Origin of the sequence: Streptomyces sp. NBC_00045 (genome assembly GCF_045041095.1) — a bacterium.
GTDB lineage: Bacteria > Actinomycetota > Actinomycetes > Streptomycetales > Streptomycetaceae > Streptomyces.
This window is the reverse complement of sequence record NZ_CP108272.1, coordinates 300,050-323,338: the sequence shown is the minus strand read 5'-3', so window position 1 is coordinate 323,338 and position 23,289 is coordinate 300,050. Positions and strand designations below refer to the sequence as shown.

22 protein-coding genes are annotated in these 23,289 nt (G+C 72.0%); 11 read left to right on the top strand and 11 right to left on the bottom strand.

Translation table 11 applies throughout. The annotated features are described in order from the left end of the window. The first annotated feature begins 45 nt into the window (after positions 1 to 45). On the top strand, positions 46 to 480 hold the full coding sequence (locus OHA65_RS37385; protein WP_327286295.1) for a VOC family protein: 435 nt from the start codon (positions 46 to 48) through the stop codon (positions 478 to 480). A gap of 185 nt (positions 481 to 665) precedes the next feature. On the opposite strand, the gene OHA65_RS37380 is transcribed toward OHA65_RS37385, so the two are convergent. After that, the gene (locus OHA65_RS37380) at positions 666 to 1,361 is read right to left on the bottom strand and encodes a hypothetical protein (protein WP_328765573.1); all 696 of its coding nucleotides are present in this window, start codon (positions 1,359 to 1,361) and stop codon (positions 666 to 668) included. Positions 1,362 to 1,601: 240 nt separating this feature from the next. Here OHA65_RS37380 and OHA65_RS37375 point away from each other — a divergent pair, with 240 nt between their 5' ends. Then, positions 1,602 to 2,084 (top strand): SLATT domain-containing protein, encoded by a 483-nt coding sequence (locus OHA65_RS37375; protein WP_331736365.1) that lies wholly within the window; start codon positions 1,602 to 1,604, stop codon positions 2,082 to 2,084. Between the two features lie 31 nt (positions 2,085 to 2,115). Next, complete coding sequence (locus OHA65_RS37370; RefSeq protein WP_327286292.1) at positions 2,116 to 2,664, top strand: GNAT family N-acetyltransferase; 549 nt, start codon at positions 2,116 to 2,118, stop codon at positions 2,662 to 2,664. Here OHA65_RS37370 and OHA65_RS37365 read toward each other — a convergent pair. The 3 genes from OHA65_RS37365 to OHA65_RS37355 form a co-directional block, all read right to left on the bottom strand. Continuing rightward, positions 2,661 to 5,294 carry a DUF6493 family protein gene (locus OHA65_RS37365; RefSeq protein ID WP_331736363.1) on the bottom strand — a complete coding sequence of 878 codons (2,634 nt, stop codon included), beginning with the start codon at positions 5,292 to 5,294 and terminating at the stop codon, positions 2,661 to 2,663. The genes OHA65_RS37370 and OHA65_RS37365 overlap by 4 nt on opposite strands. Beyond that, complete coding sequence (locus tag OHA65_RS37360; protein ID WP_331736361.1) at positions 5,291 to 6,736, bottom strand: SWIM zinc finger family protein; 1,446 nt, start codon at positions 6,734 to 6,736, stop codon at positions 5,291 to 5,293. The genes OHA65_RS37365 and OHA65_RS37360 overlap by 4 nt, the downstream gene beginning before the upstream one ends. Positions 6,737 to 7,012: 276 nt before the next feature. Beyond that, positions 7,013 to 8,020 carry a chlorophyllase gene (locus OHA65_RS37355; protein ID WP_331735184.1) on the bottom strand — a complete coding sequence of 336 codons (1,008 nt, stop codon included), beginning with the start codon at positions 8,018 to 8,020 and terminating at the stop codon, positions 7,013 to 7,015. A gap of 207 nt (positions 8,021 to 8,227) precedes the next feature. Here OHA65_RS37355 and OHA65_RS37350 point away from each other — a divergent pair, with 207 nt between their 5' ends. After that, a complete protein-coding gene (locus tag OHA65_RS37350) occupies positions 8,228 to 8,824 on the top strand; it encodes a TetR/AcrR family transcriptional regulator (RefSeq protein ID WP_328765567.1) in 597 nt (198 codons plus the stop codon). 288 nt (positions 8,825 to 9,112) lie between these two features. Here the strand turns inward: OHA65_RS37350 and OHA65_RS37345 are convergent, their stop codons facing one another. After that, positions 9,113 to 9,757, bottom strand: coding sequence for a dihydrofolate reductase family protein (locus OHA65_RS37345; RefSeq protein WP_327286287.1), 645 nt, complete (start codon positions 9,755 to 9,757; stop codon positions 9,113 to 9,115). 165 nt (positions 9,758 to 9,922) lie between these two features. Continuing rightward, on the bottom strand, positions 9,923 to 10,246 hold the full coding sequence (locus OHA65_RS37340) for a hypothetical protein (protein ID WP_327286286.1): 324 nt from the start codon (positions 10,244 to 10,246) through the stop codon (positions 9,923 to 9,925). An 830-nt stretch (positions 10,247 to 11,076) separates the two neighbouring features. Between OHA65_RS37340 and OHA65_RS37335 the strand changes: the two genes are divergently transcribed. Continuing rightward, on the top strand, positions 11,077 to 12,549 hold the full coding sequence (locus tag OHA65_RS37335) for a neuraminidase (sialidase) (protein WP_327286285.1): 1,473 nt from the start codon (positions 11,077 to 11,079) through the stop codon (positions 12,547 to 12,549). A gap of 39 nt (positions 12,550 to 12,588) precedes the next feature. Here the strand turns inward: OHA65_RS37335 and OHA65_RS37330 are convergent, their stop codons facing one another. Both OHA65_RS37330 and OHA65_RS37325 read right to left on the bottom strand, forming a co-directional pair. Next, positions 12,589 to 13,038, bottom strand: a complete 450-nt coding sequence (locus OHA65_RS37330; protein WP_331736801.1) for a ribosome-inactivating family protein — start codon at positions 13,036 to 13,038, stop codon at positions 12,589 to 12,591. A gap of 344 nt (positions 13,039 to 13,382) precedes the next feature. After that, complete coding sequence (locus OHA65_RS37325; RefSeq protein ID WP_328765564.1) at positions 13,383 to 13,628, bottom strand: hypothetical protein; 246 nt, start codon at positions 13,626 to 13,628, stop codon at positions 13,383 to 13,385. Between the two features lie 142 nt (positions 13,629 to 13,770). Between OHA65_RS37325 and OHA65_RS37320 the strand changes: the two genes are divergently transcribed. Beyond that, a complete protein-coding gene (locus OHA65_RS37320) occupies positions 13,771 to 15,123 on the top strand; it encodes a hypothetical protein (RefSeq protein ID WP_331736358.1) in 1,353 nt (450 codons plus the stop codon). 12 nt (positions 15,124 to 15,135) lie between these two features. Here the strand turns inward: OHA65_RS37320 and OHA65_RS37315 are convergent, their stop codons facing one another. Next, on the bottom strand, positions 15,136 to 15,702 hold the full coding sequence (locus OHA65_RS37315) for a nitroreductase family protein (RefSeq protein ID WP_329316813.1): 567 nt from the start codon (positions 15,700 to 15,702) through the stop codon (positions 15,136 to 15,138). A 207-nt stretch (positions 15,703 to 15,909) separates the two neighbouring features. Between OHA65_RS37315 and OHA65_RS37310 the strand changes: the two genes are divergently transcribed. From OHA65_RS37310 to OHA65_RS37295, 4 genes are all read left to right on the top strand, one after another. After that, on the top strand, positions 15,910 to 16,962 hold the full coding sequence (locus OHA65_RS37310) for a M4 family metallopeptidase (RefSeq protein ID WP_327286280.1): 1,053 nt from the start codon (positions 15,910 to 15,912) through the stop codon (positions 16,960 to 16,962). 346 nt (positions 16,963 to 17,308) lie between these two features. Further along, a complete protein-coding gene (locus OHA65_RS37305; protein WP_327286556.1) occupies positions 17,309 to 18,808 on the top strand; it encodes a M4 family metallopeptidase in 1,500 nt (499 codons plus the stop codon). Positions 18,809 to 19,075: 267 nt separating this feature from the next. Next, on the top strand, positions 19,076 to 20,302 hold the full coding sequence (locus OHA65_RS37300; RefSeq protein ID WP_327286279.1) for a SpoIIE family protein phosphatase: 1,227 nt from the start codon (positions 19,076 to 19,078) through the stop codon (positions 20,300 to 20,302). 78 nt (positions 20,303 to 20,380) lie between these two features. Further along, positions 20,381 to 21,370 carry a hypothetical protein gene (locus OHA65_RS37295; protein ID WP_405763566.1) on the top strand — a complete coding sequence of 330 codons (990 nt, stop codon included), beginning with the start codon at positions 20,381 to 20,383 and terminating at the stop codon, positions 21,368 to 21,370. A gap of 16 nt (positions 21,371 to 21,386) precedes the next feature. On the opposite strand, the gene OHA65_RS37290 is transcribed toward OHA65_RS37295, so the two are convergent. Further along, positions 21,387 to 21,731 carry an SUMF1/EgtB/PvdO family nonheme iron enzyme gene (locus OHA65_RS37290; RefSeq protein ID WP_331736352.1) on the bottom strand — a complete coding sequence of 115 codons (345 nt, stop codon included), beginning with the start codon at positions 21,729 to 21,731 and terminating at the stop codon, positions 21,387 to 21,389. A 102-nt stretch (positions 21,732 to 21,833) separates the two neighbouring features. Beyond that, entirely contained in the window at positions 21,834 to 22,076 is a 243-nt protein-coding gene (locus OHA65_RS37285) for a hypothetical protein (protein WP_331736349.1), read from the bottom strand. Positions 22,077 to 22,594: 518 nt separating this feature from the next. Between OHA65_RS37285 and OHA65_RS37280 the strand changes: the two genes are divergently transcribed. Continuing rightward, a complete protein-coding gene (locus OHA65_RS37280) occupies positions 22,595 to 23,137 on the top strand; it encodes a DUF3291 domain-containing protein (RefSeq protein ID WP_328765558.1) in 543 nt (180 codons plus the stop codon). Positions 23,138 to 23,289: the final 152 nt, after the last annotated feature.

The following is a 23,289-nucleotide window of genomic DNA, read 5'->3' as shown; positions in this document are numbered from 1 at the left end:
GCCCATGGCTACGAGCCCTTGGACTCAATCATCTAGGGTGGAGCGATGTCGACGATCAAGCAGTTCCAAGTCACTTTCGACTGCGCAGAACCTGAGCGCGTCGCTCGTTTCTGGTGCGAGGTGTTGGGGTACGTCGTACCGCCGCCGCCGGCGGAGTTCGCCACGTGGGACGACTTCGATCGCTCGCTGCCGGCCGAGCGGCAGGGTTCGAAGTTCGTGTGCAGGGATCCCTCGGGTGTGGGCCCGCGACTGTTCTTCCAGCACGTCCCCGAGGGCAAGGTCGTCAAGAATCGGGTGCATCTTGACGTGCGGGTCGCCACCGGACTCGTGGGTGAGGAGCGCCTGGCCGCGCTTGAGGCCGAATGCACACGGCTGGTCGCGCTCGGCGCGGTGCGCGTGCGACTCCTGACTGCCGATGGTTACGACGAGTCGTGCATCGTGATGCAGGACGTCGAGGGCAACGAGTTCTGTCTCGACTGAGCGACCGAGAGCGTTTGTCCCCTACCCCTCGCCGACATTCTGCCCGGGCCGGTCGGCGACACACCGCCCGACACCTCGCCGTCGGCGCGGGGCGCGGGGCGCTCGGTGGCCGGTGACGCTGGGGCCAGGTGCTCCGGCGGCGCCGCCGGACTGCCGGAGCACCGCGGACCAGCCCCGGTGTGCGCTCAGCGAGCGGCGGCGAGCGCGGCCACGTCCACCTTGTACGGGGCGAAGCCCGCGTTGTCCTTGCAGCCGAGCTCCTCCCAGGTGCTGACCTTGGTGTCCGGGTCGGTGCCGGTCAGGTGGTACTTGCAGGCGCCCTTGATGTACTGGCCCTTGACGCCTCCGGGGAAGTCGATCTCCTTGTTCCAGAGGTACGGCGAGTTGTAGTTGTTCAAGCGCGCCGTGGCGTTCACGTCGATGCCGCCGGGTGCGTAGATCTCGTAGACCCAGCCCGTCTTTTCGGTCCCGTAGGTGGCGAACTTCTGGGCCACCCACTTCTCGCAGCTGGTGCTCAGGTGCGCGCTGCTCTGCCCGCCACCCTTGACGATGTACTCGGCCAGCGGGGTCACCTGGTCGCCGCGGGGCGTGAACCCGGTGCGGAAGATCTCGTCGACGGTTTCGCGGGTGTCCCCGCGCCACAGGGTGTTCACGTCGCTGCGCCACTGCCAGCGCTCGTCGGCCGCGCTGGACGCGACGTCCAGGTCGATCTCCTTGTTGGTCGTCGTGCGGTACCAGTCCCAGGGGCGGTATTCGACGGTCGGACCACAGGGTGCAGTCAGGTCGTCGGCGAGCGCGGCGGGAGCGGCGGTCGCCGGGGTGACGGCGGCGGCCGAGATGAGGGAGACCGCGGCGAGGACCCGCAGGGCTGTCTGCAACATGGTGAAGACCCATCAGTTGATCAACATGACGGCCCTGTTATAGGTGGATGCCCCGCACCCGACGACCCTGGCGCCAGACCGTCCACCCACCCGGGTGTAACAGTCGTACCGGGTAAAGGATTCGCCGACGGCCACACGCGCACCGGGCCGCTGCCCCCTCGCGCACGGGAACCACACGATGTCGGGGCGGCGTCTGCCGGGGAGCGAGCCGATGCATCACGACAGAAATCTGGAGGCGGAGTGCAGCCGGAACGTGGACCAGGTGTCGGTCCCAGCCCGAGGGAGGCGGCCGCCTTTCTCCTGGACAGGATCCGGCAGGGCAACGACTACGCCCGCGGCAAGAAGAAGCGATTCGGTCGAGGTGCCTCCGTCACCAAGGTGGCGACGCTGCTCCTGTCCGCCGCGTCCACCGTCATCCTGGGCCTACAGAACCTCGACGCGTGGGCCGGTCTGGCCTTGGCGTGCGTGGCGCTGGTGACGTTGCTCGGAGCCGTCGAGCCGTTCTTCAACTGGCGCTCCCGGTCGGTTCTGATGGAGGAAGCCCAGTACCGGTTCCAGCGACTTGCCGATGACCTCGAATACCTCGTGGCGTCCACGGCCACCCACGAGCTCACCTTCGACCAGCTGGACGTGATCTTCGGTCGGTACCAGACGATCTGGGAAGACCTGAGCCGCACCTGGCTGGAGCACCGCCGGGAACCCGCGCCCTCGGCCCCCGTGTAGGGCGTGCCTCACGAGGCCCTAGCATCGGCCCATGTCCCCTACCTCGTCCCGGGTCGAACTGTGCCCGCTCACCCTCGCCGACCAGGACGAGTTCTGCTCGCTCGTGAGGGCCAGCGCCGAGCTCCACTTCCCTTGGATGCAGCTGCCCGCGACCGCGCAGGAGTTCCAGGCCTGGATGCGCCGCTTCAACGACGGAACCAACCTGGGCTTCCTGATCCGCGTCCTGGAGACCGGCGAGGCCGCCGGCATGGTCAACATCAACTCGATCATCCGGGGCCGCTACCAGGGCGCGTCCCTCGGCTACGCGGCTTTCGCCCCGTCCGCGGGCCGGGGGTACATGGCCGAAGGGCTCACCGCCGCCCTGAAGCACGCCTTCGACGAGCTGCGGCTCCACCGACTGGAGGCGAACATCCAGCCGGCGAACAAGGCGTCCTTGGCCCTGGTCCAGCGCCTGGGCTTCGGCTACGAAGGCCTCTCCCCCGCGTACCTCTACATCGACGGGGCCTGGCGCGACCACGAACGTTGGTCCGTCACCGCACCCTCTTCATGGACGCCCGACCCTTCCCTCCCCGAGGTCTAGGCACCACCGGGCGGGTCGGCCTCCTGGTTGCGGTGCAGGGCGTCGCGGAGGCGGGCCGCCTGGGTGACCAGCCGGGAACGGCCGGGGCGGGCTGCGGTGTCGTCCAGTCCGGCGGGACACGGCGACGCGGCCCCGCACTGCTCCACGCACTCGGCGGCCGTCTCCAACAGCTCTCCCGTGCCGCGCGGTTCGGCGGAGCCGGTGAGCAGGGCGGGGAGGAGTCCGGCGAGGACGGCCCAGGTCGTGCCGTGGGCGCCGGTCGCAGCCGTGGTGCGCAGCGCGTCGGCGAGGCGGCTGGGCTTGACCGTGCCCAGGTCCAGCAGTTCGGTGAGGTCGGCGCCGAGGCGTGCGGTGTCCAGCTCGCCGCGGCCCGCGAGGGTGAGCAGGCTGTCGACCGCGCGGAGCCGGTCCTCGGCGTGCCGGGCGCCGAGCCCGGTGGCGACGGCGAGGTGCAGGGCCGGTCCGGCCGGGCCTCCGGCGGCGGCGAGCCCCGGCAGGACGTCCGTGCCGCGGCGTTCGTCGTCGAGGGCGCAGGAGGTGACGGCCGGGAGGGACCACGCCGCCAGGGTCTCGCGGTCCTCGGGCAGCAGCGCGATCAGGGTCTCGGGGGCCCCGCCGTCCCAGCAGCGGCCGGACACCGTCCGATGACGTCCCAAGGCCCGGAACTGCTCCGGGAACTCCGCGACCACGGTGGCCCGTTCGCCGGTGTCCAGGACATGGCGGTCGGGTGCGCCACCGTACCGGTGGTACTCGGCCGGCGCGGTGTGGCGGGTGACGGCCGCGGGCCGGCCGCCCTCGCCGAGCCAGTCCGCCAGCCGGTCGCCTTCGGGCGTGCCCAGGGCGGCCGCTTCCGGTAGGGCGGAGACGTCACGGCGGACGCGGAGCAGGGCCTGTGCGAAGTCCGCCGGGGCGGGGGTCTCACCGAGGCGGGCGTATGCGGTGAGCCGTGCGACGAGCACGTGCGGGTCCAGGGTGCCGGTGCTCAGCGTGGGCGTGGCGAGCAGGAAGGGCAGGGGGCGGGTGGCGATGCGCTGCGCGGCCTCTGCCAGGCGAGCGTGACGAGCGACGGCCGCATCGGTGTGGTGGCAGTCGCTGCGCCAGCTGACGAGGGCCTGCCGGGGTGGCCCGGCAGGGCGGACGTCCAGGACGGCGGCGGCTACGTGCTCCAGGCCGGACAGTTCGTCGGTGTAGAGGTGGCGGCGTTCCGGGTCGAGCCAGTAGCGGTCGGCGAGCGCGGGCCGCAGGGACTCGGCCAGGGCTGCGCGGTTGCGGTGTGCGTGGCGGACCAGACCGTCCAGGGCCCGCTCAAACTCCTCGACGGTCTCGGTACGGGAGTTGACCACGGCCGCGACGAGCTCCACGGTCTCCGTGATCGTCTCCGGGGCCGGGGCGAACGGTACGGGGAGCGGGGGCGGCGGCAGGAGCTCCTGGTACGGGCCGGTGTCCTCGTCGGGGGCGGCGTCCGCGCCGAAGGCCTCCACCGCCCGCGCACGGTGGACCGGACTCAGGAGGTGGGCGCGGTCGGCGAATTCGGCGCGCAGCGCATGGTCGTCCCCGCCGAGATGTGCGGCGGCCAGTTTCAGTGCCCGCTCCTGGATGTCGGTGTCCGCGTGGCCGAAGGCCTCGCCGAGCACCGGCAGCAACTCGGGCGCGGCGGACCGGTCACGGGCGAGCGTCTTGCCGAGGAGCACCAGCTGCGCCCGTACGAGCTGCCGCTCGGGGCGGAAGAGCACGGCGGCCGACATCTCGGCCAGCAGGCCGGGGGTGACGTGGCCGGCCGCGGCGAGCCGGGCCACCACCTGCTGCGCGTGCCCGGCCACGGCGGACGGAGCGTCGGCGGCGATCGCGATCCAGTCGGCGGTCCGCTCCCGTTCCTCCTCCACGGTGGGCTGCAGGGCCCGCAGGACGGCCCGGTAGGGCTTGAGCACGAGGGCAGTGCCGCCGCGGAGCAGGCGGGCGGTGCATCCGTCGAGGAGGGCGGCGCGGTCGAGCAGTCCCTCCGCGGCGAGGGTGGCCAACGCGGTGGGCCACTGGTGGGGGTCGTCGGGCTCGCACGCCCAGGCCAGGGGGGTGACCGGTTCGGGGGTGTCGAACAGGCGCGGGACGAAGGCGGTGAGATGGGGGTCCCGGCGCAGGGCGTGGGTGAGGGAGCCGCGGGAGTCCCTTACGGCCGTCGCCCAGCCCTCGACGCAGCCGTCGGTGGTGGGCACGGGGCAGCCGGCCCGGCGGACGAGCTCGCCGATCAGCGGGTAGTCGTCCCGGACGGTGGAGGGGCGCGCCGCGAGCCGGTGGGCGAGGTCGCCGAGCCACTTGGCGTCCCGGTCGGCCAGCGCCTCGACGAGGGCGTCGTGGGGCCGTCTGCGCCAGCGGCGCATGTCGCGGCCGCCGATCCAGGAGGCAGCGGCGGCGGCCCCGGTCTGGCAGGCGGCGCCGGCGACCAGCAGGGCCGGGCTGATGCGGTCCCGTTCCTCCCAGCGGGCCCAGCCGTCGGCCCGCAGTTCGCCGCGCAGCTCCTTCAGCGTGGCCAGCAGGTCCCGGCGCTGGGCGCGGTCCAGTGGCGCCAGCAGGGCGGGCAGCGTACGGGTGCGGCCCGCCCGGACGGCGGCGAGGACGTCGAGCTGGGTGGTCATCGAGCATCTCCGGAAGTGGTGGCGGGGGCCGGGGTGACGGCGGTCGGGGAGACGGCGGCCGGGGTGACGGCGGTGGCGGCGCGCAGGGCCATGCGGGTGGCGAGGGCGTGCTTGCAGGGGCCGCGGCGGCCCCGGTAGTCGGCCCACCACTGGCAGGTGCAGCTGAGGGCGCCACCGGACTCGCGCACCCGGTAGCGGCGTTCGCCGGACGCCACCACGGCCGTGCCAGGACCGTCGAGGGTGACGGCATCCTGCTCCAGGAGGGCGCGGGCGGCGACCAGCCGCGGGTTGTGGCGCTCGGCGCGCCGGGCGTCGTACGGCAGTTCGCGGTGGAAGTACGCGGCTTCGGCGAGGTCGTAGCCGACCCGGCCGGCCGTGCCGAGACGGGTGAGGGCGGCCCGCACCCGCTCCGCGGAAAGGCCCGACTGGTCGGCGAGGTCGGCCACGTCGATACGGGGTTCCCACGCGAGCAGGACGGACACCAGCTCGGCGTCCTCGCCCGCCGTGTCGGAGGCGAGGGCCTCCAGGACGCTGCCCTCACCGGAGAAGCCGCGGTCCGCCTCCGGGGAGAGGGTGAGCGTGAGCCGCATGCCGGGCAGGGCGACCTCCCAGGCGGAGGCGGTGGGCGCGCCGTCGTCGCCCTGGGGCCCGGGCCCGTACACACGCAGGCCGGTGGCCTGTCGCAGCACGCGCTGGAGGGCGGCGAGGCGCTCCGGTCCGGGCAGGCAGACCGCTCCGGGCACGGGGCGCGTGGAGGGCCGCAGCGTCCGGCCCGCGGGGACCACCCACAGCGGCCCGCCCGCCGCCCCACTTCCGGAGGGGGTTCGCGGAAGCGCCCGCAGGTAGCGGACCGCCTCGGCGGCGGTCAGCTCGGCGCGCAGGTCGAACCCGGCGGTGATGGCCTGGGATTCGGCGAAGCCGCGCAGCCAGCGGTCGGGCAGCGGGACCTTCTTCTCGACGACCGGCCCGTCGAGGGTGGTGACCGCGAGCTCGTCGGGGCCGACCCGCAGGTACAGCGGGTCGTCACCGGTGAGTCGGGACAGTGCCTCCCGCAGTGGGTTGTTGACGTCGACGTTCGTGGTGCCGTGGCCGGTGTCGGCATCGAGGAGGGCTTCGGGCAGGACGTCGAGGCGGGCGTAGACCCCGCAGCATCCGGAGAACGACTCGAAGCGCAGCCGGTCGCCGTTGGCCGTGACCACGGGGTCGAGCGAGGCCCGCTCGGTCCGCCGGAAGTAGCGGGCCCCGGCCACGTCCGCGACGGCCAACAGCGCTCGCGCGGCGGCCTGGGGCTCGCCCAGGAAGCCGGCGAAGAACCGGGGGTGGGCTTCGGCCCCGGCGGGCGTCAGGCCGCCCGCCGTCTCCAGGCCGAGGAGCCGGTCCGTACCGTCTCCGGTCAGTGCGGAGGAAGCCGCGTAGGCGAAGGTGTGTGCGGTTCGCGTCATGTCCCCGACGCTACGAGGGGCCACTGACAACGCCGTTGGTGAAGCCGCCGGCCACGCGGGGCGGGTCGGGGCGGGTCCGGCGGGCACACCGCCGGGCTTCGGACGGGTCCGGCGGGCACACCGCCGGGCTGCGGGCGGCCGCGCCGTGGTCTCAGCGACCGGGCCTTCACCCGGTGCCGGGTGCTCCCCGCCCGGCGGTGATGCGCCGCAGTTCCGGGACGGCGTGCGCCGGCGCAGGCCGCACCAGGGTCAGCCGCCGGATGTCACCGGATCCCCTTACCGGCGCGTGCGGCGGGGTGCCGTGCCCTGGGCGGAGGCGTCCTTGGATTCGACGCGTCCCACCGGGTCGGGGCCGGTCGTCAGGGCCTCGCTCGCGGTCTGCCACGTGGGGGCGCCGGGGTGGAGCTGGGTGTGGAGGTAGGCCGCGGCGAGCCGGGCGAGGGCGGCGACCCGCTCCGGGTTCTCGTCCGTGGTCTCGGCGGCGTCGTATCCGGCGATGCCGCCGAGACCGTGCTCCGCATCGAACAGGGTGAGCAGGGTCTTGGGGCCGGGGGCGAGGGTGTAGGGGTCCGCGTGCCACTGCGGCCCCATGTCCGTGAAGTGCCGGGGGTCGTCCTTGTCTCCGGCGACGACCAGTGCGGGTGCGGTCATGGTGGAGAAGTCGACGGCCCCGATGATCGGCCACTGCTCGGCCACGGGCCCGTTGAGGACTTCGCCGCCCCTGCCGGGAGCGGCGAGCAGTACGCCGGCCTTGATCCGGGGCTCGACGAGGTGCACCACGTCCCCGGTGTCGGGATCGGTGAGCCCGGCGCCCAGCAGGAGGGCGGCGGTGAAGCCGCCGAGCGAGTGCCCGACGAGGGCGACCTTGGTGGGGTCGATCCGTCCCGCGAGCTGTGGCACGGCGTTCTCGATCACGTCGAGCCGGTCGAGGACGTGGGTCATGTCCTCGGCGCGGGAGCGCCAGAAGTCGGGTGCGCCGGGTGCGTCGGCGACCAGGTGGCTCAGTGTCCGGGAGGTGAGGTGGGTGGGCTGGACGACGACGAACCCGTGGGCGGCCCAGAAGTTCGCGAGCGGCGCGTAGCCGTTGAGCGAGGAGAGGTGGTTCGAGGGACCGTGGCCGTGGGAGAGCAGGATGACGGGGAGGTCGGTTCCCGTCATGGGTGCGGAGACGCGTACCTGGAGGTCCACGGGACGTCCGGGCACGGAGAGGACCACGGGGCTGAGGGACAGGACCGGGACGGGTGTGCCCAAGGCGTCGGCGCTGGTGGCAGTGGAAGTGCTCACGATGCTGGTTCCCTTTGGGTGGCGCCTGCCGTCCGTCGACCTCCTGTGACCGGCGGACGGGCGTGGCGGGCGTGCGGGCATGGCGGACGGGGCCATGGCAGGCATGGCAGGCAGCGGCCCGTTTCGGCTAAGCTGAAACGGAGCGTCGCTCCATTTAGTATTCGGAGCGCTGCTCCGCTTTGTCAATCGGTAGGGGAGGACTACGTGATGGCCACCGATCGCCCGGCAGGTCAGTTGCCGTCCCGGGGCAAGCGGGCCGACGCCCAGCGCAACCGGCAGACGGTGCTCGATGCCGCCGCCGAGGTGTTCGTCACCTCCGGCGTCGATGCGCCGATCCGCCAGATCGCGGCCCGGGCGGGCGTCGGGATGGCCACGATCTACCGCCACTTCCCGACCCGGGCGGACCTCGTCACCGCGGTCTACCACCACCAGATCGAGGCGTGCGCCGAGGCCGGCCCCAACCTGCTGGCCGACGCCGACTCCCCATTCGACGCGCTACGCCAGTGGATCGACCTCTTCGTCGACTTCCTGGTCACCAAACACGGCCTCGCCGACGCCCTGCAGTCCGACAGCGACCGCTTCGCCGCGCTGCACGCCTACTTCCTCGACCGCCTGCTGCCCGTCTGCGCCCAACTGCTCGACGCCGCGGTCGAAGCCGGCGACATCAGCCCCGGCACGCAGCCGTACGAGCTGATGCGCGGCATCGGCAACCTCTGCGTCGGACGCGACAACGACCCCCGCTACGACCCCCGACACCTGATCGCCCTCCTCCTCCAAGGACTCCGGCGGCCCCACGCGTCCTGACGCCGCGGACCTGGTGGCGGCCTGTGCCAGGGCCTGCGTCACGGCCTGTGTCACCCCGCCGAACCCGCTCGCCCCGGGGGCGGTTGCGGCAGGGACGGCGCGGACGGCCGCGTCGGGCCGGAGAGTGCCGCGGCGAGGACGCGCCCGAAGCCGACCAGGTGGAAGGGCAGCGTCATCGCGGTGAGGACATGGGCGGCCCTGTAGGTCCCGACGGCGGATAACCAGCGAGCGCGTCGGCCGTCCTCATCGAAGTCGACCGGAAGCGGCGCAGGCCGTCCCCGTCCTGCTTCAGTCGCCGCGCCCGACACCGCGGTCGGGTGCGCTCATGTCCCCCGTCCCGGGCGTGCCGTCCGCGAGTCCGTAGCGCAGGTACACGGTGCCCTTCGGGCCTGCTACCGGGGGTTCGAGGAGGGTGACGTTGGTGGGCACCGCACCGTCGCTGAAGACCTTCTTCCCGACTCCGAGCACGATCGGGTGCACCCACAGGTCGAGCCGGTCGAAGAGCTTCTCGCGCAGGAGGCTCTGCACCAGGTTCAGGCTCCCGACGACCTTCACGTGCTCGTGCCGGTCCCGGATCTCGCGCACCGCACTGGCCAGGTCCGGGCCGAGTTGGGTGGATCCGGCCCACGAGAGGTCGGGCCTGCCGCGGGAGGCCACGTATTTCGGAACGCTGTTGAAGAGCGTGGCGATCTCGTTGTCCTCGCCGCCCTCCTGGTGGGGCCAGTAGGCGGCGAAGATGTCGTACGTCCGCCGGCCGAGCAGGAGGGCGTCCGTGCCCTCGTACGCGGCACCGACCTGTGCCCCGGTGACCTCGTCCAGCAGGGGTGCCTGCCAGCCGCCGAACGGGAACCCCACCGGGTCCTCGTCGGGGCCGCCGGGCGCCTGCCCGACGAGGTCGAGGGTCGCGAACATCTCGATGTGGATGAGGCCCATTCCGTGCTCCCGATGAGTCGGTTGTCTCCGTCAAGAGATAGACCTGCGGGCGCCCGCAAACTCATCGCCGCGCCGGAACCCGGCCCCACCACGCGGCACGACAGGTCCGGGGTGCTCACCGAACACGTCCGGGCCGAACCCGGCTGCCGCCCGGTCCCCCTGCGTTCACACCGTCCAGAACTTCGACCCCGCCGGGGGCGCGGGGCGCGTCGTCCACCCCGACCGGTCGGCCGTCGGGCTCCAGTCCGCGACCTCGCCGCCGAAGTAGATCGAGAGCCCCCAGTAGTACCCGTCCTCGTGAAGGATGAGTTCGTTCTCCTGCGACAGATCGATCCCGCACCACTGGGCGTTGATCCTCGCCACGGCTTCGCCCCGGGTGATCGAGAACAGCTCGACCATCTCCGCGGCAATCGCGTCCAGGAGGTCCAAGCTGTCGGCCGAAGTGGCCATCAGGTACTCGCTCGTCGCGTTCGGCTCCGTTGCTCCCATGTCGTCATTCTCCCCTCACCCCGCCGAAGCCTCGAACGGCCCCTCGCAGCACACGGGTGGGGCGGCGGCCCGGCGGTGGGAGCTACGGAGGACGGCGACCAGGGTTGCCAGGTCTGCGCCGGCCACCGGGTCGTGCACGTGACACGCTGCCGCCTTTGGCGAAGGCACCGCCGTCCCGGAAGGTGGAAGGTGGTCTCGGGTCCGCCGAGGACGAGCCGCTGCCAGCCGGCGAGACCGTACCGGCTGTCCTGGGCGCGCGTTCGGACCACGGCCAGGTTCACCAGACGCGTCGCCGCGCGCTACACGTGCCCGCGGGCGCTCCTGCGCATCCGCGTCGGCCGCGGGGCCGAGCCCGGCGAAGCGCTCGGCCAGCTCTCCAGCCAGGCAACGACGACGGCGGCCGTGGCCCCGGGGCCGGGCGGGGCCGACGGCCGACCACGGCCGCTGGACCTGACGGAGGCGGCCGAGGACGCCGTCGCCCGCACGCCCGCACGGCCGCCCGGCCGCCCATGGGGGCGCGGTCGTGGGCCTGTGCCTGCCGGCCGGGCCCGGGAAGGCCTGATCCCGCGGGGCACGGACGGGCAGCGCCCACCGCGCCGTCCGGAAGACCCCGGACGGCGCGGTGGGCCGCCGGTCGGCCCCGCCATGTTCGTCGACGGCGCCGGGGAGCTCTCCGCCGTCCGGCCCATCAAGGGCACCGGACACGACGCCGAAAAAGGATCAAGTGGAGTCGTGCCAACCCCCGCGTTCCGGTACGCCTCCGCGCTCCGCGCCGCCCCCGACGGCGGTGGACCCGTACCCCGGCCGCCGAGGCCCGGAGGAGATCCCGCATGCGCGCCTTCCTGCCCTTGACCGCTGTCGCCACCGCCACGCTGCTGCTCACCACGGTCACCGGCGCGGCTCCCGCGGCGGCGGACCGGAGCCCCGACGGCGCGCCGCTGACCAAGGTGTCCCACGGTGACCCGTACGCGGACTGCACCATCGGCGCGAGGTCCCCCGACAGCGTCGTCTATCCGAGCACCGAGGTCGAGCCGTACCTGTCCGTCGATCCGCGCGACCCCAAGCGCGTGGTCACCGTGTTCCAGCAGGACCGGTGGAACGACGGCGGCGCCCGTGGCCTGGCGGCCGCCTGGACCACGGACGGCCGCACCTTCCGCCGGAGCACGCTGCCGTTCAGCCTGTGCGCCCCGGGCGGCGCGGACTTCGAACGGGCCTCCGACCCCTGGGTGAGCACCGGCCCGGACGGCACCGTCTACGCCGGCGGGGAGGGCATCGACTTCACGCGGAGCACGCGCAGCGCCCTCCTGGCCGCCACGTCCCGTGACGGCGGCCGCACCTGGCACGACCTCACCACCACGCACGTCGACGAGGAGCCGTTCTTCAACGACAAGCCCTCGCTCACCGCCGACCCGATCCGCAAGGGCACCGCCTACCAGGTCTGGGACCGCCTCGACAACGACCCACCCGGTCCCAGCTCCCTCGACGGTCCGGGCTACATCTCCCTCACCCGCGACGGCGGCCGCACCTGGAGCCGGGCCCGGCCGTTCGTCGACACCAGCGCCGTGCCCAACACGCAGACCATCGGCCATCTGATCGTCGTCGACCGGCGCACCGGCACCCTGTACGACTTCTTCGACCAGATCACCTACGCCGACGACCTGAGCACCGTCGTCGAGGCGCACTACGCGGTGGTCACCTCGACCGACGCCGGAGAGACCTGGAGCTCTCCGGTCACCGTGGCCCGCGACTCCTCCGTACCGGAGGTCGACCCGAACGACCCCAGCAAGCTGTTGCGCTCCGCGGCCACCCTGCCCAGCCCGGCCGTCGACCCGAAGACGGGCGCGCTGTACATGGCCTACGAGGGCTCGGACTTCTCCGGTGGCAAGTTCGACGCCGTCCAGTTGGTGCGCTCCACCGACGGCGGACGCACCTGGGGGGCCCCGGAGTTGATCAGCCCGGAGGGCGTGCCGGCCTTCTCCCCGTCGATCGCGGTCGACGAGCACGGCACGGTCGCGCTCACCTACCACGACCTTCGCTTCCTCAAGCCGGGCGACACCACCACCCTGCCCACCGCGTACCAGCTGGCCACGCTGGCGCACGGTGACCCGGAGCGCCGGACCGAACGACGGATCTCGCGGGTCTTCGACTGGCTGCAGGCGCCGTACGCCGGGGGCTACTTCCTCGGCGACTACCAGGGCCTGGTGGCGGACGGCAAGGGAGTGCGGGCGGTGCTGACCGAGACCAACTCCGGTGCACCACAGAACCGTACGGACGTGTACAGCGGCAGCTTCCGCACCCGGTGACCGTCGGGCGCTCGGCTGAGCGGTCGGCCGGCTGAGGTTTCACGCGGGGGCCGCGGCCGACAGTCGGCCGCCGGTCATCCAGATGCGCGACATCGCGTCGGCCAGGGCGGGGAACCGGGCGGCTTCGCAGAGCATTTCCGAGAGCACGAGCATGCCGTGTGCGGTGCACTTCGGATCGCGGTTCCGGTGCAGCCAGATCACCGCGTTGCCCAGGGGCCGGCGCCCCAGGGAGATCCCCAACCGCCGTACGGCGGCGGCCGTCTCCAGGTCGGAGCGGTCTCCGCCGAACGGCAGGACTTCGGTTCTGCGGATCCCCGGTGGCGCGAGGGAGTCCCGCACGTGGCGGACGCACGCTTCCGGCGGGGCCTGTCCGTTCTCGAAGGTGTTGCGGAATCCGACGACGCGCATGCCGGCATTGTGGAGGCGGAGCTCGATGTAGAGCTCGATGGACAAACCCCGAAGCTGAATGCGCAGGGGCAGGTAAGCCATTTCCCCCGGACTCCGCGAGGCCCCGCCGAAAAAGCCTTGAGCATCCGTCGCCCTCGACCGGATGGTCGACGTCAGGAGCTGATACTCGTCCACCGATGCGTGCTCCGGGGAGAACGACACGGGCTTCAGCACGGCCGTCTTCATCAGGGGAGACCTCCGGAAGTCGGCCTTCGCTGAATTAATCTGACCGCGATCGGTTCGATCCTTCTGCATTCACGCATGCGCATCCACCGCCTTCGACGTCATCCCCATCGCAGGGTTTCGGACCGGTCCGTTCCTTTGTAGTCGTCCTGGTGAGGGTCGAGTGAATTGTTGGCCTCTGATGCTAAGAAATCGGCGCCCCGTCAGCGGGCGGTCGGCGGCCGCGGCGGGCCGCCGTCATCAGGGCCATGACCGTTCGCGCCATGACCGTTCGAGCCATCACCGTTCGCGCCGCCGCTGCCGCGCCATGCGGCGTAGAGGCCGGAGACGGCGACGGCAATCGTGGCCAGCGACTCGGGTGCCACCCCGCGCAGGACGAGCACCATTGCGGTGCCCAGCACGGCGAGAAAGACGATGAGGTCCTGGACTCGGCTGGCGCGCTGCCTCATTGCGGTGTCCCCGTTTCTGGTTCGGGCTGTGTCCGTGCCGTTCTGCGGACACACTGGCCGTGATGCGGGGTGCTGCAGAAGGTGCAGCAGTGCTGCCGGGAAACCGGCAACACGCAACGAGTACGGAAGTGGGGAACGGATCGTGGCGAACGAACTCAAACCGGTCCACGACGGACTGCCCCCCGAGAGAACCGCCCTCGCACAGGCGCTGCGTGACCTCTTCGCAGGCCTGGGGGTCACGAGCCGTCGCTACGCGGCCCGCCGGTCGTACGACTCCTCCAGCGTCTCCCGTTACCTCAGCGGACAGCGGCTACCCCGGTGGGAATTCGTCCTCAACCTGCTGAACGATGTCGCCGAGGCGCGGGGCACCACCCCCACCGAGGAGACCGTCGGCATGCTCCGCACGCTGCACGCCGCGGCCTGGCAGACCGGCAACAGCCCGGTCCACCGGGTGGAGCTGCTGGAGCGACAGCTCGCCGAGGCCGACCGCAAGGCCCAGGGGGCGGCCGCCCGGGAACGCTGGCTGCAAGACACCCTCGAAGACCGCGAACACCGGATCAGGGACCTCGGGATGCGCTACCGCGAGCTTCAGGCCGGAGCGGCCTTGACGGATCCGGTCGGCACCGACGGCGAGTCGGCGAACGAGCAGGCTTGGCTGCGTGCGGAGATCCGCGACTTGAAGGAAGAGCTGACCCGCGTACGGGCCCTGCACCGCGAAGCGGAGGACCGGTGCGAGCGGCTGGAGCGGGAGCTGGCGGAGGCCGAGAAGACGGCCGCGCGCGACGGAGCACCGCCGCTGCCCGCGGCACGAGAACTCCTCGACGGCGGCCTGCGCCTCCAGGGCACGGCGGCCGGGCGTGACACGTACCCCACCGTGAACATCGGGCACAGCACCGGCGACATCACCGTGTTCACCGACAGTTGGCAGGTGGACGAGGAATTCGTCTCCTCGGTGAGCGTCCGGCTGCAGGGCGCCGAGGGAGACATCGGCAACGGCCTGCTCTTCGACGCCGAAACGGTGATCACCCTCGGCTCGTCCCTGGCCAGGAGCGAGGCGCGGAACTCACTGGGGCAGGTGAAAGTCGTCCTCGGCACGAAGTCGGTATGGGGCACGCCGGTCGAGGAGCGGACGGTTGCCAGGCCCGACATCCGGGAGTCGATGCCCTTGCGGGTCCTGCGTCTGAGCGAGCCGGTCGCCGTTCCGGATCGGCCGCTGACGTACGACTCGCGCGTCATGCCCGGCACACGGCTCGTCGTGAGCGCGCACACCCCGGAGTTCGGTTCCTACTCCTGCGTTCTCGATGTCAAGGGTCGCTCGGGGGGCTGGTTGCGCGCGTCAGGTGAGGTGATCTCCGGGCTGTCCGGAGCCCCGGCCTTCTCCAGCTCGGGTTCGCTGGTCGGTCTGGTCGCGCTCCGTGCCAGGGACGGGAACGGGGGATTGATCCTGCCCGTCACGGCGCTGCGCGCCCTGACCACGCTCAAGCTGGACTTATAGGTTCCGGCGGGGTCAGGGGCGAGGCGCCGCTTCCCAGGGGTCCGCACACAGGTCGGCCGTGCTGCGGCGCTGCCGTATGCGTGCGGGCTCGTCCGCGGACTTTCCCACCGCGACCATCGAGACGATCGCCCATCCGGGGCCGGGCCGGAGTTCGGCCGTGAGGCCTTCGAGGTCGAAGGCCCTGAACTGGTGCGCTGCCAGGCCCATGGCCTGGGCCTGGATGCTGAGATGGGCCACGGCCTGACCGAGGTCGTAGTCGGCGAACTCGGAGTACACCGTCGTCGATTCGTCCGCGTAGCGGCGGGCCGAAGCGACGATGAGGAGACCCGCGTCCGTGGCCCAGCGGGCGGAACTGGGCGCCAGATGGGGCACCAGCCTGTCGTGGTCCGGCTCACCCGGCCGGGCCACGAAGAAGCCCCACGGCTGGGAGTTCCCGGCGGACGGCGACCACCTGGCCGCTTCCAGGAGCAACCCCACGGCGTCGTCGTCCACGGCGCCCGACGCATCGAACGCGTACGGGCTGAACCGGCCGGCCAGCAGGGGATGGACCCGACGGGGACCCTCAAGATCATCAGACACAGTCAGCGCCAACCATCCGACCGGCCGATCCATTCCGCGCGAGGTCCAGGGCCTCCCCGGGCAGGCTCGCCTCCTGCCCCTCCTGCCCCTCCTGCCCCTCCTGCCCCTCACGCTCCGGCAGGTCCGTCCTGGCTCTGGCGCAAGGGAGCCGGCGTGAGCGAGGATCACGCCCTCATCACGCCACCACTTCCTTACAGGAGGACGTCTATGGCTCGCCGCATACCCCGCGGCCTCGTCTGTGCGGGCACCGCCGCCGCGGCGCTGTTCGCCCTGGCCGGTCCCGTCTCGGCCCTGCCCTCGGCGAACCCCGCCGGGACGCAGGTCCCCCGGGCGCGCGTCTTCATGGTCAACCCCGTCCAGTCCTCGGGCGACCAGACGCTGACCGACGGCAAGGACGGCGCCGACGCCGTACCCGCCTCCGCCTACGCCGTGGCCGCGTTGCGCAATCTGGACGACAGCGGCTCGCTGTCCGGGAAGTGGGCCTACGTACGGTCCGAGACCGGCGGCGCCGCGAAGACCTCGGAAGCCGCCGGATACGACCGCGCCGATGACCAGTTCGAGCAGGTCATGGCGTACTTCTGGGTGAACGAGGCGCAGGAGTACCTCCAGGGCCTCGGCTTCGGGAGCGAACTGCCGGGAGCCAACGACCGTGCACAGCCGGTACGGATCAACCAGTGGGGCGCCGACAACTCCTTCTTCTCGGACAAGAAGGCCGAGATCCGCTTCGGCAAGGGCGGTGTGGACGACGCCGAGGACGCCGAGGTGATCGTCCACGAGTACGGCCACGCGGTGCACGCCGCGCAGGTCCCCGGCTTCGGCAGCTCCCCGGAAGCGGGTGCGATCGGCGAGGCGTTCGGCGACTACCTCGCGGTCGAGGTCGGTGCACACGCGGACGAGGCCTACGGCTGGCCGCGCAAGACGGATCTGGCGTGCGTCGGCGACTGGGACTCGACCGGCTACAGCGCCGCCCCGCACTGCTTGCGGCGGATCGACGGCTCCAAGGTGTACGCCGACCGGGTCGGGGAGGTGCACGCGGACGGGGAGATCTGGTCGCGCGCGCTCTTCGACATCCGCGGCGCGCTGGGTGCCCGGACGGCCGACCGGATCATCGTCAACGCGCAGTTCGGCTTCCGTGCCGACACCGACTTCGCGGACGCCGCGCAGGTGACCGTCACGACGGCGCAGCGCATGTACGGCAACAGCGCGGCGGACGCCGTGCGCGCCGCGTTCAAGGCGCGGCAGATCCCCGGGATCGGGTAACCGCCGCAGTCACCGTCGCACCACGTGCGCAACGCTGCCGCCCCGGGCCGTCGTCCCGGGTTCGTCTCGGACTTCCTCCCGGGGCGGTAGCGGACCAACTCCTTCCGATACCGGGCGCATTCACCGCCGAGCGGACACCGCCGTGCGCTCTCCGGACAACGAGAAGGTCAAATTCTTGTTGCGCACCTGCCAATCAGGGATGACTTGCTGGCACTGTCTCCACCACTGCCCCTTCCCCCACTGGCAAGCCAAGGAGCAACGAGTGACTCACCCCACGTCCTCAACCCCCACCTCCCGCGGCCGTGTTCACGCCCTGCGCGCCGCCGCTCTCGTCGCCTCGGCCGCGATGGTGGCCCTCGCCGTCCAGAGCGGTCCCGCCAACGCCGCCGCCGAGCGCGAGGCCGGCGCCACGGCCGTCTCGCTGACCGGGACGGCGCGTGCCTCCGCGATCGCCGAGGCGCAGTCCGACGCCCCGTCCACCGCCAAGGCCATCGGCCTCGGCGACCAGGAAGGGCTCGTGGCCCGCGACGTCGTCAAGGACGCGGACGGCACCGTCCACACGCGCTACGAACGCACCTACGCCGGCCTGCCGGTGCTCGGCGGCGACCTGGTCGTGCACGCCGCCAAGAACGGCGCGCGCTCCACCACCAAGGCCTCCGAGGCCCGGATATCCGTCGACACCAAGGTCGCTTCCCTCGCGGCCCCCAAGGGTGCCCGCAAGGTCGTCTGGGCCGCCGGCGGAGCGCCGGTACTGGCCTGGGAGGGCGTCACCGAAGGCGTCGGGGCCGACGGTACGCCGAGCAAGCTGCACACCATCACCGATGCCCGCAGCGGCAAGGTGCTCTACTCGTACGACGACATCGAGACGGGCATCGGCGCCAGCGAGTACAGCGGCTCGGTCACCCTCGGCACGAAGGCCAACGGCTCGCAGTTCGAGCTGAACGACACCTCCCGCGGCGGCCACAAGACCTACGACCTGGCCGGCGGCACCAACGGAACCGGGTCCCTGTTCACCGACGCCGACGACACCTGGGGCGACGGCACCCCCGCCAACCGGCAGACCGCCGCCGCCGACGCCCACTACGGTGCCGCCGTGACCTGGGACTTCTACAAGAACGAGCTGGGCCGCCTGGGCATCCGCGGCGACGGCGTCGCCGCGTACTCCCGCGTCCACTACGGAAACGCCTACGTCAACGCCTTCTGGGACGACAGCTGCTTCTGCATGACCTACGGAGACGGCGCGAACAACACCAAGCCGCTCACCTCGCTCGACGTCGCCGGCCACGAGATGTCGCACGGCCTGACCGCCTCGACGGCGGGGCTGCGCTACACCCGGGAGTCCGGCGGTCTCAACGAGGCCACCTCCGACATCTTCGGCACCGCGGTCGAGTTCTACGCCGCCAACGCCTCCGACCCCGGTGACTACCTCATCGGCGAGAAGATCGACATCCGCGGAAACGGTACGCCGCTGCGGTACATGGACAAGCCGAGCCGCGACGGCGCCTCCGCGGACTACTGGGACAAGAACGTCGGCCGCCTCGACGTCCACAACTCCTCCGGTGTCGCCAACCACTTCTTCTACCTGCTGTCCGAGGGCAGCGGAGCGAAGACCATCAACGGCGTCAGCTACGACTCGCCGACCGCCAACGGCTCCACCGTGGCCGGCATCGGCCGGACCAAGGCGTACAAGATCTGGTACAAGGCCCTGTCGGTGTACATGACCTCCTCGACGGACTACGCGGGGGCGCGGACGGCGACCCTCAAGGCCGCGGCCGACCTGTACGGAACGGGCGGCGCCGAGTACCAGGCGGTGGCCGCCGCCTGGACCGGGGTCAACGTGAAGTAGCCCCCTCCCGGCGGGGCTGGCCGCCCCCTCCGCCCGCGAGTGGAGCCCGAGGCCCCCACGACGACCCCGACCCGGACGCGCTACGCCGGTCGGGGCCGTCGCGTCGGCGGCCGGGCGGACCGCCGCGGGTCCCGGGCCCCGCGCCGAACGGGGTGCTTTCCGGTGAAGGGCACGCCGCCGCCAGTGAGCCTCACCGCGGCCGCCCGCACCATTGCCGATGCTCCTGTCGTGGACACCACGGACGCTACCGAGCGCTAGGCGGGCAGCATGGCGGAGGCGGGAATCAACTACGCGGCAGCGTTCGAGGCGCTGCCCGGCATGGTCGCGCTCCTGACTCCCGACCTCAAGTACGCGGACGTGAACGCGGACTTCGTGCGCCTGTCGGGGCGCACGCGCGAGCAGCTGGTGGGCCGCCACCTGTTCGACGTGTTTCCCGACAATCCGAACGACGCCTCCGCGTCCGGCGCGCGCAACCTGGAGGCGTCACTCAAGCGGGTGCTCACCACCGGGGAGCGGGACACCATGGCACTGCAACGCTACGACGTGGAGTCCGCGGAACGGCCCGGCGAGTGGGAGGAGCGGTACTGGAGCCCGGTCAACGCCCCCGTCCTCGACGCGGACGGCCAGGTGGTGCTGCTGGTCCATCGCGTCGAAGAGGTCACGGCGCTGATCAAGGCCCGCGGGGGCCCGGGAGGCGGCCACACCCGCGTGCTGGAAGCCGAGCTCTACACCCGCGCCCGGGAGCTGCAGGAAGTCAACGAACGGCTGCGTCAGGCCCACGCCCGCGAGCGGGAGGTCGCCCTCGCCCTCCAGGAATCGATGCTGCCCACTCCCGGGCCGGTGGGTCACCACCGTGCCGCCGTGCGCTACCGGCCGGCGGTCGGCTCGCTCAACGTCTGCGGCGACTGGTACGACCTCGTCGACCTGTCCGGCGACCGCATCGGCGTCGCCGTCGGGGACGTCGTCGGCCACGGCCTGCCCGCAGCCGGCGTCATGGGCCTGCTCCGCAGCGCCCTCAGCGCCGCCTCCCGCGTCGCCGAGGGCCCCGCCCAGGCCCTGGAGGTCCTCGGCCTGTACGCCCGTTCCGTCGAAGGCGCCGAGAACACCACCGCCGTCGAAACCTACATCGACTGGGACACCCACACCATCACCTACAGCAGCGCCGGCCACCCGCCGCCGGCGCTGCTCCGCACCGACGGCACCGTCGAATTCCTCGACCAGGCCACCGATCCGCCGCTCGGCGCCCGCCCCGACCACGCCCCCCGGCCCCAGGCGACCGTCGCCTTCACCGCGGGCGACACCCTCGTCCTCTACACCGATGGCCTGATCGAGCGCCGCAGCGAGGACATCGACACCGGTCTCGCCCGCCTCGCCGACTCGCTCACCCGCCACCGTACGGCCGTCCCCGAACGCCTTGCCGACGCCGTCCTGATGGAACTGCTCCCGGCGGGAGGCGCGACCGACGACGCCGCCCTCGTCATCGTCCGGCTCTGACGGGTCATGACCGTGGTCGCCTTCGCGGGCGACTACGATGCCCGGGTTCGGCAGGGCGGGACGGCGGGGGTGCGTGGCATGAGCGGTCAAGGCGGGGACGGGTACGCGGGCGCGGGTCCGGGAGCCGGTGCGGGCGCTCCGCCGCCGGCGGGCCGGACCGGCCCGGGCTCTCAGGTCCCGCCACAGGGAGCCCCGTACCCGCAGCAGCCCGGATACCCGTACGCACAGCAGCCCGGATACCCGTACGCACAGCCGGTTCCGCCGCAGGGGTACCCGTACGGGTGGGGCCATCCGCCGGTTCCACCACCGCGCGTCGAGCCCTCGCGGGGCCGGAAGATCCTGCGCGGCCTCTACAACCCGTTCTACGCCTCCCAGTCGGCCTTCCGTCCGTCGCGTCCCGGGATCGTGCACGATCCGCAGGTGCGCAAGCTCCAGCTGTGGCGGACCGTGTTGGGGCTGGCGGCCTGGGTGGGCCTGATGGTCGCGTACAAGGCGGTCGTCAGCGCCGACGACGTCAAGGCCGCGGCGGACGACCGCCTGAACCAGAGCTGGTCCAGCGTCCTGGTGCTGGTCTGCACCTTCCCGGTGGTGGTCGGCGCGTTCGTGGCGGTCGCGCGGGGCGGATTGCGGCGCGTCTACCTGCGACGCGCCCTGCGCTCCCTCGGCGCGGTGGTGGCCATCATGGCCTCCATGGGCACCTCGGCGCTCGCGATGGCGCCGGAGTTGGCGGGCTTCCGGGACGCCGTCGGCCTGCCGGGGAAGATCGTCATCGGGGTGCTGTGCGCGTGGTCGATCGGCTTCGCCCTCTACGGCATCGGCCTGTCGCTCGTCCACGTCTTCCGGACCGCCGACATCCACGAGGTGGTGCCGCCGGTCCTCGCCGGCATCCTGGTGTGGGAGATGGCGGTCCTGGACGTGGTCACGGGCGCCTACCCGCAGGTCCCGGCGGGCGCCCGGGCGGTCTTCATCCTCGGTGCACCCGTCACCGTCACGGCCCTGTCCTGGTGGGAGATGCACCGGCTGCGCCGCCACCACGGGCTGACGGTCCGCAACGCGCTGGGGCGCTGACGGGCCGGCCGAGCGGCTAACGGCAGTAGTTCGGGGCGCACAGGTGCGAGCCGCCCTTGGTGACTCGGCGGGTGAAGCGCTCTGCGGCCGCGTTCCCGTGGTCCGGGAGGCCGACGCGGGCGTTGCGCGGAGGGTTGCGCGGCGGGTTGCCCGGAGCGCAGCAGGCCTGCGGCGCGGGATCGGGATGCCGCTGCGGCTCGGCGTAGTGGTCGGACGTCCACTCCCACACGTTCCCCGCCATGCCGTGGAGCCCGTACGCGTTCGGGGTGTACGTGCGCACCGGAGTCGTGCCCGGGGAGGGGTGCGCCTTGGAGGCCGGCAGGTACTGCCAGGGGAACTCACCGTGCCAGGTGTTGGCCATGCGCCTGCCCCTCGGGGCGAGTGGGTCCTCGGCCAGATGGACGACGTGCGCGAGCGCGTCCTCGTACACGGGTCGGGGGAAGACGAACGGCCCGATGGCGAGTTAGCCCCGGGCCGGACGGTGGGGCTGGCGGAACGCGGACCACGTGACGCTCCCGGGGGCGGCGGTGATGCGGGTGAACAGCGGCCAGCATTCCCAGATGCCGCAGAGGCAGCCCAGCACCGCGGTCGCGTCGTTCGGCGCGTGCCGGAGCTCCGGGGCGGCGTTGCCGAGGAAGTGGGGTGCGGGATCGCCGAGGTCGGACGGTGCCAGTCCGCCGTACTGGTGGAACAGGAAGTCCTCCACGTCCTCCGGCGTCCTCTCGTACGGACCCTCCTCCTGCGGCCACAGGGGACGTGTGGCATCGGCGGCACGGACGCGGAGGTCGGCGCCGTCGACGCGGATGCCCCACAGGCGGGCGGACCAGCTGCCCGTCGTCCGGCATGGCGGTGAACGTGCCGTAGTTGCTGCGTTGTTCGTCGATCAGGAACGCCACCGGCCCTGCCCCTCCCCCCCCCCTGCTGCCCTTGCTGTGACGGCGCTCGCTCCTCGCCACCTCAGCTCTTTCGAGGACGTCTGCAAGAGGCCACTTGGACAGGGAAAATGCAACTTAGACAAGGCCTGCAGTGGGGGCTATCTTCTCCTGACATCGGCGCCGCCCACAGTCGCACAGGGGTTCCATCAGCCTGAGTCACCCGCAAGGGGACGTGCCGATCACGACCACGGCTCCCGCCCCCACGCGCAAGCCGCCGAATCGAGTCCGCTCCCGGACAACGAGACCGTCAGGGACTTCCACACCAGGCCCCTCAGCCATGGAGAAACGCATGCCCCATCTTGCTCTGTACACGTTCGGCGTCCTGCAGTCACCCGTCGCCGATCCCGCACGTCTTACGCGGGAGTTCAACGAAAGCGGTGACGCCGTCTACCGGGAGATCGGCCAGCACCCCGGATATATCGCTCGTGCTGAAGCGGCAGACCGTAGCCGGGGCATGTTCGACTCGGACTGGGGTGACTGGGGAGAGTTTGCCGTTCCGGCCTGGTACGAGAAAGGCCGCACTGTGGAAACCACCGCCCTGGCAGCGACCCTCTCCCTCTGGACCGACCTGGGATCCGCCTTCGACTCCATCTACACCGGTCTGCACCGCGTGGCGCTCAACAGGCGTTACGACTGGTTCGAGAAGACGGGACACCCAAATTACGTGTTCTGGTGGGTCACCGACGGCGCGATACCCACCTGGCAGGACGGGGTTACCAGGCTGGAACATCTCCACGACCACGGCTACGCACCGCACGCCTTCACCTTCCACCACTCCTTCGATCCAGCCGGAACGCCGACCAGGCTCAAGGGCATCGGACCGAAGGGCTGACATCGGAACGAAAACCGGCGCCAAGCCTTGATCGCAGCTGGTGGGCGGCTGACTGGTCGTCAGTGCCGGGGTGGTGGGGTGTGCGATGGGCATCGTGGGTGTCCTCGTCGTGTACGGGGGTCCGGGTCCGTCCCGGAGGCCGGGTGTCGGCG